Below are 12,314 nucleotides of genomic sequence, written 5' to 3'. Positions count from 1 at the left end.
TTTGATATCGCCACCCTTCTCTAATGATATTCCTGAGTTATCACCATTTGGCTTTACACTTGACAATATTTTACTTTTGTAAAATATAGACCATTTTATCATAAAAAGACTATTTTTATAACGATTTTTTTGTATTATATATGAAGTAGGAGGCAGAATATTCTGCTGAATGATTTTAGGAGATATTTATAAAAAGGGGAGTTGAGTAAATGAAAGCAAGACCTCGCATCCGTTCCTGGATCAGTATGATACTGGCCTGGACCTGCCTGCTCTACAGCGTTCCACCGGTAACGGTTTTGGGCGCGCCAGATGAGTGGGTAGATTTTGCAAAAGGCCTCGCCTACGAAACCAACTGGGAAGACAGTGAATTCAATGGCGGCCACGAAGATTTTGACCATACCAAACTCACTGACGACGCGACGGCCACCAGTATCTGGGGGTCCGACGCCATCCACTTCCGTTTTAGAGAAAGCGGCGAACCCATTACTTTTACCTTTGATTTGGGTCAGCCACGGGATCTGCACCTGGTGGAAATCATCGGCATCAACGGCGGTTCCGGCGTTGAAACGCCCACCCACTACCAGGTAGAATATTTCGACGAAGCGGCTAACAACTGGGTGCTGGCGGGCGAAGAAAACCCCACCAGCGAACTGGGCACTTACGATTATCTGGTCGATCTGCCCGGCGCGCCGGTAAAGGCGCAGCAGATCCGCATATCGGTAACGCCCTATCCCACCTTCCTCTGCCTCACCGATATTAAAATCTGGGGCAAAGAAGGGGAAGTGGCTTCCGGTCCGCAGATTCCTTCTATTACAAAGAATCTTCCGTCGGAAGAAACCGCCCTGCTGGGCGACCTGGTTACCCTCTCGGTAGAAGCCTCCGTCTCCGACGGCGGCGTCCTTTCCTACCAGTGGATGAAAGACGGAGAACCCGTGGGGGAAAACAGCCCGGTATACACCATTGACAGCGCAGCTCTTTCCGACAGCGGAAGCTACCAGGTAAAAGTTACCAACACCCTGGAGGGCGAAACCGCCGATACTCTCAGCAAGAGCTGTACTCTGACAGTTTCCGAGGTTCTGGTCCCCGGCAATCTCATTGACTTTGCCAAAGGCCTAACCTATGAAACCAACTGGAAAGACAGCGAATACAACGGCGGCCATGAGGACCCCGACCACACCAAGCTCACCGACGACGCAACCGCCACCAGCATCTGGAGCGCCGACGCCGTCCATTACTGTAAACGGGCAAGCGGCGACCCTGTAACCCTCACCTTTGACCTCACTCGCAGCCAGACCCTCTACCGGGTGGAAATCATCGGCATCAACGGCGGTTATGGCGTTATGGGACCCACCCATTATCAGGTGGAGTACTTTGACGAAACAGCCAACGACTGGGTGCTGGCGGGCGAAGGAAACCCGGAACAGATAGAAGCGCCCTTTACATACACCGTCGATCTGGCGGGCGCTCCTGTCAAAGCGCGGCAGGTCCGTGTTTCGATCACTCCGAATCCCGTCCCGGAATCTACCTATCTCTGTCTGACCGACGTCCGCATTCTCGGCGTCGAGTCCGGCCCGCAGACCCCCGCTCTGACAAAAAACCTTCCTGCAACGACGTCCGTCAACGCTGACGACGCTGTTACCCTGTCGGTAGAAGCCTCGGTTTCTGATGGCGGCGTCCTCTCCTACCAGTGGTACAGGGACGGCGACCCTGTTGGAACAGACAGCCCTTCCTATACCATCGAGACGGCGACTCTTGCCGACAGCGGAAACTACTCTGTCACTGTTACCAATACCCTCAACGGAGAGACCAACAGCGTACAAAGCGCCCTTTGCGCTTTGACCGTCATCGACATGACGGCCGACGCTGTCGCCCCCGTCATTCACAGCGACCTTTTCTCCAGAGCAGCCGCCATTGAAGGCGACGCTGTCACCTTTGAAATCGCCGCTTCCGCCACCGACGGCGGAACCCTTTCCTATCAGTGGTATAAAGACGGCGATCCCATCGGGGAGAACAGTCCTTCTTACGCCATCGCGGCAGCCGCCCTCTCCGACAGCGGAGAATACTGGGTGGTCGTCACCAATACAAAAGGGAAAACCTCCGCTGCAGCGGAAAGCAATATCTGCGTTTTGACGGTAAACGAAAAACTGGATAACCTGATTGCCGGAATCCCCTATGCTACCGAGCTGGCAGATGCAAATTATCATGAGTCCTACCCCGACCTCCAGCGGGCCAAAATGACCGACGGCGTAAAAGCCACCGGCTGGAACGACGCCAACAGCGTCGGTATTCACACCGGCACCGTCTCCAAATTCAGCATGGAATTTGATTTGGACGAAACCATTTCTTTCCAGCAGGTCAACGTGGGGATGCTTCAGGCTAACGACGTAGGTATTTCCTATCCCGCCGCCATCCAGGTGGAGAGAAAACTCGCTTCCAAGGACGAATGGGACGTCCTTTACAACGGTAATATCAGCAGATCCAGCAACGGCCGCTTTGAAGTGGCGCTGACTGCCGACGATCCCATTACCGCCGATCAGATTCGCATCACCGTCACTGGCGGCGGCTCATGGGCCTTCCTGGACGAAATTGAAGTCTTTGCGAAAACCGCTACCCGGTCTCCCTACGGCAAACTGGTGCTGACAGGAGGCCCCGTCATGCCCGAGGGCAACAATCTGGCTCTGGGTAAACCCTACACGGCAAACCATCCGGCAGACACCTATACCGACACAGACGGCAAAGAGCTGACCGACGGCAAATACGCCAGCGTCACCGTTCAGGATCCGGCATGGGTTGGCTACAACTTCTGGCACGACCAGGGCAAGAAAAACGCCGAGGTTATCCTCGACCTGGAACAGATAGAAACCTTTCAGGAAATCCGCATGAATATTTTGCGGGCCGACGGCGTGGCCGGTCCCTCTGAAATCCATGTCTACATCTCCAACACCAACGGCGGATGGCAGGAACTGAAGGAAAAAACCTCTACCTTTGACGTGATTCTCGACCTGGGTTCCACTCAGAGCTTTGAACGGGTCAAAGCGGGCTTCCTCAAAGCCGGCGGCATTCCGTCAAATGGCATTTTCAACTATGTATACACCTCTCCGCAGCCTCTCAGCGCCCGGTACGTCAAAGTGGAATTTGTCTATGATTCCTGGGTGTTCCTGGATGAGATCGAAGTGCTCAAAGACCCGCTCCCCCGCGAAGCAGCACAGCCCGAACAGGCTCCAGCGGAGATCATCGACCCCGATCCCAATAACATCGCCTTTGGCTGCGATTATGAGGCCCAATGGAGCTTCATGCCCCTTATGCCGGACAACGGCAGAAAACTCACCGACGGCAGAAGAGGCGCTCCCAGCCCGGACGCCAACGAATGGGCTGCGTATAACGCCTATGAAGGCGCAGGCGGCTACAAGAGCTTTAACGCCTTCCAGAGCCAGTATCCCACCGCCATCAAGGTGGAGTATTCCGACGATAAAGTAAACTGGAAAGACTTTACCGGGCAGAATTTAAACTGGTCTACAGCTCCCAGCGGCATTCAGCGGTTTGATTACGGGACTTCCGGCCCCGTCACCGGCCGCTATGTCAAACTGACCATGACGATGGATCAGGTCATTGCCTTAGACGAAATTGAAGTTCTCAAAACCAACGACGGCCTCGCCGACGCCGAGCTTCAGCCCGACAACGGCCAGACCTACAACCTGATCAGCGGATATGACGTAACTTTATCCCGCACGCCTAATATGGGCAGCGCTTCTTTGCTCACTGACGGTTTTTATGGGGATTGGACAGAATTTGATTCTTCCTCCAATGCTTCTGACAACCACATCGCCATGAATGTTGATTTGACCTCCTTCAACTCGGTATCCCAGATCCTTCTGCACACCAAAGACGGCTCTGGTATGCCCCAAAACGTAGTGTTCAAAGTCTCTGCTGATAATGTTGAATGGTTTACATTAAAGACATTTACCCAAGCATCAGCAACCGGCGACCGCGCTTCCTCCTTCCTCTGGCAGGGAGGCGCCGACTCCTTCTACTCCAACTTGGAAGGAGCTGCAAAAGCCTACATCCGCTATCTCCGCGTAGAATTCGATATCCCCTACGGCAAAACCGTGTCGGTGGATGAGATTGAAGTGGTCGGAAAGCGCGGAAAATGTTCCGATGCGGGTCTTGTCATGAACCTTCCCGGCGAGCATTATAACGTGGCGTTGGGAAAACCCTACACCGCCACTCCCGCAAACGTTGACAACACCTATCCCGACACAAACGGCATCGAGCTGACTGATGGTATCCGAGGCACCGACTCGCTGGCCGACCCTGCATGGTTCGGCTTTAAGAGCCAGGACTATGTCCAGAAATACAACTTGTGGCCGTTAAAGACCATCGTCGTCGATCTGGAAGACGTCAAAACCATCACTAGCCTCCAGTTCAACATGAAGGGCGGCAACAAACCCTGGCGCATCCTAACCTTTGCCTCGATGGACGGCGAGCGGTGGACGCCGCTGTCCGAAAACCGCGATACTAACATCTGGCTGCAGCGGTTGGACAGCTTTGGCTGGCATTTTACCGATACAAACGGCGTTTCTCAGGATTTGGCTGGCGCTGATATGGTAGCCTGCCGGTATGTTCGCATCGACATCGAAATCTGTAACTGGAATACCATTGATGAAATCGAAATCATGGGTTACGACGGCATCAAAGACGGCGCCCTCATAGCTGAAGGCGGCCGTGATCTGGAAAACGGTCAGAAATATCTGGTTCCCAGTGAGGAAACCACCGGCGGCATTCATGATCTGGTGCTCTGCTACAATGGATGGTACGGCGTCGACGAAGAAACCGGCATTCATCGCGGCGATTGGTCTGCTGAACAGTACAAACCCTATCTCACCTATGTGGACTACGACGGAAAATCAGTGGATACCATGTTCGACGGTGTATTGCTGCTGGGTCTCTGGTCTCAATACGGCCGGTCGTATACCCCTGATCCAAATGTCGGTCCTCCGCAGATCGAAGACTGGATCTGGTACTATGAAAAGATCTTTAAAGAGGGCGGCGACATCGACAACTTAAACGAAGCCGCCAGACAGGCTTCTATCGACTTGGGCGACCCGAATTACAAGGTAAAACTGGTTCTCACCATTCCAGAAGTGCACACCGGCATCGAAAAATTCGGCACATTAAACGGCCGGGAGATGAATCTCACCCGGGAAGAGGATTGGAAATACCTCATCGACTGGTGGCTCGATATGGTCATCGGCGAAATGGAACGCAGAGATTACGAGTACATCGACTTTTCCGGTATCTATTGGCTGGCGGAAGGTCTCGGCGATGAAGTCAACACCCGGCTCTACGCTGCTGACATCATCCATGAAGCAGGGTATCACTTCTACTGGATTCCCTACTTCTTCGCCAGCGGAACCCTTTGGGCCGACAAAGCGGGATTCGACGCAGTCGCCCTTCAGCCCAACCATTTCTTTGAAGAACCGACGAACGCTACCAGTGCAGGAGCCGGAGGCACTACACGTGTGGACAACGCTGCAAAACTGGCAAATTACGCTCAAATCGGTCTTGAGATGGAATTTGACAACCGCGTTATGCAATCTCCGCTCCGCTATAATCAATACCTGGATTACTTAAATTCCGGTGTGAAAAATGGATTTGACGGTCCCAACGTCTACCGTGCGTGGTATCAGGATCTTCGGGCCATCTACCCGCTTGCTTACGCAAAACAGCAGCAATTCCGCGACCTTTATGATTACACCTATCAGTTCATGAAAGGCACTCTGACAAATACCATCCCCTACATCGAGAAATTCAGCGATGCACCTACAGGTGGCAGCATCGGTCAGGGCAGCTCCATCGGTGGAGGCGGTTCCGGCGGCGGCGGATACGTTCCTTCCAAACCCGGCGATAAACCGGATCCCGAGACTCCTCCTACCGGAGATGACACCTATACCTGGGAAGAGACAGACGACGGCTACAAGCTGACAGACAAAGACGGCGAGATTGTCACCGGCTGGGCGAAAGTGTCCGGCAAGTGGTATTACCTGAACGCTGACGGCATCCGGACTACCGGCTGGCAGAAAGTGGATAACAAGTGGTACTACCTGAAATCCGACGGCGTGATGGCGACAGGCTGGCTCAAACTGGGCAACACCTGGTACTTCTTAAGCGCAAGCGGTGTCATGCAGACCGGCTGGCTCTACAACGGCGGAGTATGGTACTACCTCTATGACTGGGGCGGCATGGCTAACTCCGGCTGGGTGAAGGTAGGAAACACTTGGTACTACTTTAGAGGCAACGGTGCTATGTTTACCGGCTGGCTCCAGCAGGGTACCACCTGGTACTACCTGAAAGACAGCGGCGCAATGGCGACCGGCTGGAACTGGGTAAATGCTAAATGCTACTACTTCAACGCCAGCGGCAAAATGGCCGCTAACACCACCGTAGGCGGCTACAAGTTAGACGCTTCCGGCGCATGGGTGAAATAACGTTCGTTATTTCAATCAGCATCACTTATATCAAAAAACAAGTTTCTTTAGCAATCTCCTAATCTCCACATCATATTTTGAGAGGATCATCTCCATTCCTCTCAAAAGCAAAATCGGCTGGTTTTTCCAGCCGATTTTGTTTTTTATAAAAATAATATAAAACGTCATAGATTTATAAAATTGATGCTTCTTGGGCTGTACTTTTGCAAAAACTCTTCCCGAATCCCAAGTTATGTGCTATAATGTCCTCACTTGCAAACGGTTTAGCCATTTGCATGGCGCCAAAAGGCGCTAATATTCCGCTGTGAGAACATTGTATCAGCATTTTGTTTTCCTGGTGTAAAACTTCGTTGATGTGTTACAATCGACACAGCTACAGATATTATGCTGCCTCTCTGGCAGATTATCGATATGGAGAGAAAAAGGAGATGGCCTGTTCGCAGGTCGGAAAAGGTTGCCGGATGAGCAGGATCCGGCGGATAGATAAAATGAATTGCCGCCTTAACCGATTGCTGCGGATAAAATTTTTTATTGCGAGGGATTATCTATGAATCTGCAGGTTACTGCAAAAAACATTCTCGCGGAGTTTTATCCTGATACGGATACCATCTCTGTCACACACGACGGCTATACCTGGAAACAAGACCCGGCGTTCCGTCCCACCGTCACGCTGCTTTTGAATGGAAAGGAAGTTTCTCTTCCCTTTTCCGATGCTCTCTGCGTCCACCGGGAAGAAATCCACACGGGAGTAGGCGACGGCTGGAAAATTGTTTATTCCCACTGGCAGTATGAGGGAAGTCTTCTGCCCCTGAGCCTCACCGCTTCTTACTGGCTCGAAAAAGCTACCGGTCGGCTCTATGCGGAACTGAATCCGCTCGTCGAATCGGATGAGACGATTGATTTTTGTTGGCCCGCGCCGTTTCTGTGGAAAAACCACAGCGAAAAGGCATACACAGTCATCCCCATGATGCAGGGAACTTTGATTCCCAATAACTGGCCCCATGCCGTCGAGGCGGTAGCACCGTCTTTCGTCTACGACCGGGCCGCCTATATGCCCTGGCTGGGACAAATTGACTGCGGCCATGGCTGTTTGCAGATCATCACCACCCCTTTTGACTGCGGATATGACCTCATTCATCCCGCTGGCGGCCCCACCCATCTCAATATGCGCTGGTGCTCCTCTATGGGACGGATTTCCTATAAACGCACCCTTCGGATGGAGTTTTTCTCTAACTGCGACTACAACACCTTCTGTAAAAGTTACCGCCGCTATGTCAAAGAGCATGGGAAACTGCTGACGCTCAAACAAAAGGCGGTGTCAAACCCCAATTTAAACCGGCTTGCGGGAAGTCCTGTCATCCACACCTGTATCTATTCCTACATCAAGCCGGAGGCAGTGATCTATAAAACCGCCGCACCGGATATGCTCCGCCAGTTCGCCACTTTTGCGGAGCGTCAGGAACAGCTCCGAGCCCTCAAGGTCCGCGGCCTCCAAAAGGCTTACCTCCACCTGGACGGATGGGGAGTTGACGGTTATGACCAGCGGCATCCCGATGTCCTCCCCCCCTGCGAGGCTGCTGGCGGCGCCGGCGCCATGAAGGAATTTCAAGACGCCTGCCGGGAACTGGACGTACTCTTCGCCATTCACGACCAGTACCGGGATTATTACCACGATGCCGCCACCTACGACCCTAAAAATTCCATGCACGGAGCCGGACAGAATATCCCCGGCGAATGCACCTGGAACGGCGGCCCGCAAGATTATCTCTGCACCTCCATGGCCGACCAGTACGTCCGCCGAAATCACATCGGCCTTGAAGAACTTGGCATCTGCCCTGACGGAGTATACTTAGACGTGTTCTCAGTGGTCCGTCCCGATGAATGCCGGCATCCTGAGCACCCAATGACCCGAACCGAATGTATCGAATACCGTGCAAACTGCTTTGAATACCTCCGCGCCAAAGGCACTATTATGAGCAGTGAGGAAGCCTGCGATTTCGCCATTCCCCACCTGGACCTCTGCCACCACGCTCCTTATCCAGGAACCTGGAACGCTGACCAGAGCCAGACTCCCCGGGGGATCCCTGTCCCGCTCATGAATCTCGTCTACCATGATTGTATCATGACTCCTTGGCAAATCCGTGACGATGCCTACGGCCGCCTCGTCGGCAAAAAATCCTATCTCTGCGCCCTGTTAAACGGCGGAATGCCCTATCTGGACATCCAAGCGGACGAGGCCGAAATCGCCCTGGCGGAAACCGTCGCTGCCTTCCAGGAAAAAGTCGCTTTTTCCGAGATGGTGCGCCACGAATTTGTCGACGGAAATCTGAACAAAGAGCGGACTGTTTTTGACAATGGCCTGTCTATCACGGTAGATTTTCGAACCAATACTTATCTCATAGAAGAAGCATGAGAAAAACCCCTGTGCGGAAAGTTCTGTACAGGGGTTTTAATGATTAAGGAATGAGATATCGTTCACTTTCGGTCAATTCTAATAGATCCGCCACTTCCCGCATAGTCGTCGCCATATCCAAACTTTCCGGATGATGAGCGTCGGAGCCGCAGTAAAATTTGCAGCCTTCGTCCCGGGCGATGCGGTAGAGCTTTAAGTGAGCATCCTCCTGCTCCCGCCATCCCGGAAGGAAACAGTCCGCGTTCAGTTCAATTCCCGCTCCCAGCTGGGCAAACCTGCGGAAAACCGGTTTGAGGCGCTCCGGCTCCATCCTTTCAAACACCTCAGGAAAGCCGCCCTTCATCCAAACAAGCCCACAGGTCAGATGCGCGATTCCCACTTTTTTCCAGGGCAGATCCAACTCGCAGAGCTCCTCTAAACGTCGGGTGAAAAGTTCCGCCACTTTTTCCTTGGTGTCACAGGAAGAGGATCTTGTAAACCCCTCCATGTGGAAGTGGTTGGGTGGGATGATGATAAAGCTGAACCGGTCGTAATGCTCTGGAGCAAGGCCTAGCTTCCCCTCCCCGCAGTATTCCGTCTCGCAGCCGAATAAAAAACGTACCTTTTGGGACTCAGGCAGCGGTAAACTTTGAGAAACGTGGAGCAACCCCTGTTCCTGGTAAAATTCATTGGCGTCTGGAATACTGTCACTCCAAAAATGATCGGTAATACACTGAACATCATAGCCTGCTTCCTCAGCGTGGCGCAGAATGCATTCCGGCGTCATTTTCGGGTCGTTTGAACAAAGGGACAGGCCAGTATGGCAGTGAAGATCATGGTTGACAGAGAATCTCATAGCAGCACCTTCTAATCTGTGTTTTCCTCATGATACACCTCTCTAACAGGAATGTCAAGAATATCAAGTATAAAACAAAACCCGGCCAGTTTTGGCCGGGCAATAAAAAGAAGAATAGAATACTTAGTCTTTTTTGGCCTGTGTGCCAAAATAAAACGCAATGACCGTGGTAAAAATAACAAGAAACTGATCTGCATTCAAAACGCCTTTCAGGGAAAGCCAGGCAAATACAGCCGTCAGAATCAGCGTTACAATACTCTTGATGGTCAGCAGTTTATCCAATCGATTGAAAAATATTTTCAGCATTCGTCCCCCTCCCTCTTCTCGGTGGGGAGCCTCTGGAGCTCTTCCACCAGCTGGGTAACAGTCCCGTTACCGCCTAAATTGTGGTATTGTTTATACATGCTCAATAAATTATCCCGGGCGTAAATAGGACAAAAGCCCAGTTCCCAATAATGATTGTAAAAGCCGATGATTCGGTCCCGGAGCAAAGCGACAATTCCCAAACGGATGGCATCCTGTTCACGGAACCGCTTGGAAAGCGCGTGGTAGGCCGCCGACAAGGCCGCAAGCGCCGCGCCAAACAGCACTTCCAGCCAGTATTTGGCGATAAAGTCCACCATAGGAAACTCCTTCTTTCTAATATTGTATCATGAATTTTAGAGAGAGATGTTTTCACAAATTGGGGCGTACCGCCCCTGAGCTAAGATGGAGAACCGACCTTTATGCGCCCGCAGAGAGGCTTTGTCAATCGTCACAAGACGACTATCAAAGACCATGGTCCCATCTGACGCCAAATCGGCGCAAAGCTCGGCCATGGTTTGCACGGAAACTCCAGCAGATGCCGCCAAAGCAATCCGAAACCAGTCTTCCCTCCCCTCCAACAAGATTAAATCAAAGCCTTCCGGTAAGTATTTTCGGGTATTCGGTGGGTTCTGCATTGTTTGCGCTCCGGCAACTGTTGCTGCCAGCTGCGCCGCTTCCCTCTCGCCCTCCTTCTGCCATAGGAAGGTGCCAAACCAGCGGTCTACCCAATCATAAAGGCTTTGAAGTAGCATCTTCCTCTCCTCTCTGTTCTCCAATAAAAATCTATTGTATTCCATCTTCATCATCCCTTCGTATAGCCGTCCATCTGGCCGCTTGGAGATCAAAGCGCGGCCAAATGGATCCGTATGATAAAACGGTCCATAGGCGTTTTGTATAAAGAGGCTTTTCTTTGCCCCAAACTTCTGGCCAGAAAAAAATTATAAAACATTGCGCCTGCCGGACCTGGAATAAAGCTGGTCTGCATCACTGCTCCTGCCCCTGCTGGCCCTGCCTATCAGGGCTTTTGTGATGCTCGTCCCTCTTGTCTTCTGAAGCCAGTATAGCATAACAGTTACCTGACATTCCATGACATCTTTTTGGAAAACCCTGATAAAAATTTAAAGTCTATTCACGGGTTGGATACCCATTGCGGGTATACTGAAGGTAGGAAAAGTGGTAGTTTTGTCCTTTGGGAGGTGTCTTGATGAATCAGGAAATTTATATCGTAACCGGTGCCAATGGGCACTTGGGAAATACCATTGTACGCAAGCTTTTGGATCAGGGGAAAACCGTTCGCGGCCTTACTATGTCGGGTGACCATACGGTCAAATGGGATGACCCTCGCCTGACCCTTTTGGAGGGAGACGTGCTCTCTCTGGACAGCCTATCCCCCTTGTTCACGGAAAGAGAGGGTGCTGACCTCATTGTCATCCACACAGCTGGGATCGTCTCCATTGCCTCCCGGTATCAGCAAAAGGTCTGGGACGTAAATGTAAACGGCACCCAGAATGTCATTGACCTGTGCCGAAAACATCACGTGAAGAAACTCATTCATGTCAGTTCGGTTCACGCTTTGCCAGAAAAGAAAAAAGGGCAGGCTATTACCGAAGTGAACTTTTTTGATCCCCGCTTGGTCAAAGGCCTTTATGCCCATACCAAAGCCGCCGCGACTCAGCTTGTGCTCAATGCTGCCAAAGAGGGACTCGACGCTTCTGTCGTCCACCCATCCGGTATCATTGGGCCCAACGATTTCGGCCACGGGCACCTGACTCAGCTGATTTTGGACTACTTGGACGGCCGCCTCACCGCCTGCGTCAGCGGCGGATATGATTTTGTGGACGTCCGGGATGTTGCCGACGGAATCCTTGCCTGTGTAAAGCGGGGCCGTAAGGGAGAGTGCTATATTCTCTCCAACCGGTACTACTCTGTGACCGATCTTCTCCGCACTCTGCACGAAATCACAGGCTGGAAGGAAATCAAAACCGTCCTTCCCACTTGGTTTGCCAAAGCGACTGCCCCTTTGGCGGAGAGTTGGTATAAAATGCTTCGACAGCCACCGCTGTATACCTCGTATTCTCTCTATACTCTGGGGAGCAACGCCCAGTTTTCCCATGAAAAGGCTACCCAGGAACTGGGGTATATTCCCCGTCCTCTGCGGGAAACCCTACTGGACACCGTCCAGTGGATGGACCAAAATCACCGGCTAAAACATGCGGTTCGCTGGACCAGAGCAGCCAAGACCCTTTAAATTTTAGATTTCCATTAAACTGGAGGA

The 12,314-nt window shown here is 52.0% G+C and carries 7 protein-coding genes; 3 read left to right on the top strand and 4 right to left on the bottom strand.

Going from position 1 to position 12,314, the window contains the following annotated elements; genetic code table 11:
- Nucleotides 1-209 precede the first annotated feature (209 nt).
- Together H8710_RS03010 and H8710_RS03005 are read left to right on the top strand one after the other, a co-directional pair.
- A complete protein-coding gene (locus H8710_RS03010; RefSeq protein WP_249293924.1) occupies nucleotides 210-6,485 on the top strand; it encodes a DUF4855 domain-containing protein in 6,276 nt (2,091 codons plus the stop codon).
- 547 nt (nucleotides 6,486-7,032) lie between these two features.
- Nucleotides 7,033-8,898 carry a DUF5696 domain-containing protein gene (locus H8710_RS03005; protein ID WP_249293923.1) on the top strand — a complete coding sequence of 622 codons (1,866 nt, stop codon included), beginning with the start codon at nucleotides 7,033-7,035 and terminating at the stop codon, nucleotides 8,896-8,898.
- 43 nt (nucleotides 8,899-8,941) lie between these two features.
- On the opposite strand, the gene H8710_RS03000 is transcribed toward H8710_RS03005, so the two are convergent.
- The 4 genes from H8710_RS03000 to H8710_RS02985 all read right to left on the bottom strand — a co-directional run bounded on the left by H8710_RS03000 (nucleotide 8,942) and on the right by H8710_RS02985 (nucleotide 10,791).
- Complete coding sequence (locus tag H8710_RS03000; protein ID WP_249293922.1) at nucleotides 8,942-9,733, bottom strand: PHP domain-containing protein; 792 nt, start codon at nucleotides 9,731-9,733, stop codon at nucleotides 8,942-8,944.
- A 123-nt stretch (nucleotides 9,734-9,856) separates the two neighbouring features.
- Nucleotides 9,857-10,039: a hypothetical protein gene (locus H8710_RS02995; RefSeq protein WP_249293921.1), complete on the bottom strand. Its 183-nt coding sequence runs from the start codon at nucleotides 10,037-10,039 to the stop codon at nucleotides 9,857-9,859.
- Nucleotides 10,033-10,356: a hypothetical protein gene (locus tag H8710_RS02990; protein WP_249293920.1), complete on the bottom strand. Its 324-nt coding sequence runs from the start codon at nucleotides 10,354-10,356 to the stop codon at nucleotides 10,033-10,035. Before H8710_RS02990 ends, H8710_RS02995 begins: the two co-directional genes overlap by 7 nt.
- A gap of 36 nt (nucleotides 10,357-10,392) precedes the next feature.
- Complete coding sequence (locus H8710_RS02985; protein ID WP_249293919.1) at nucleotides 10,393-10,791, bottom strand: hypothetical protein; 399 nt, start codon at nucleotides 10,789-10,791, stop codon at nucleotides 10,393-10,395.
- 452 nt (nucleotides 10,792-11,243) lie between these two features.
- Here H8710_RS02985 and H8710_RS02980 point away from each other — a divergent pair, with 452 nt between their 5' ends.
- Entirely contained in the window at nucleotides 11,244-12,287 is a 1,044-nt protein-coding gene (locus tag H8710_RS02980; protein WP_249293918.1) for an NAD-dependent epimerase/dehydratase family protein, read from the top strand.
- Nucleotides 12,288-12,314: the final 27 nt, after the last annotated feature.

It is taken from the genome of Fumia xinanensis, assembly GCF_014384905.1.
GTDB classification, from domain to species: domain Bacteria; phylum Bacillota; class Clostridia; order Oscillospirales; family Ruminococcaceae; genus Fumia; species Fumia xinanensis.
This window is presented reverse-complemented; position numbering and strand designations above follow the sequence as displayed.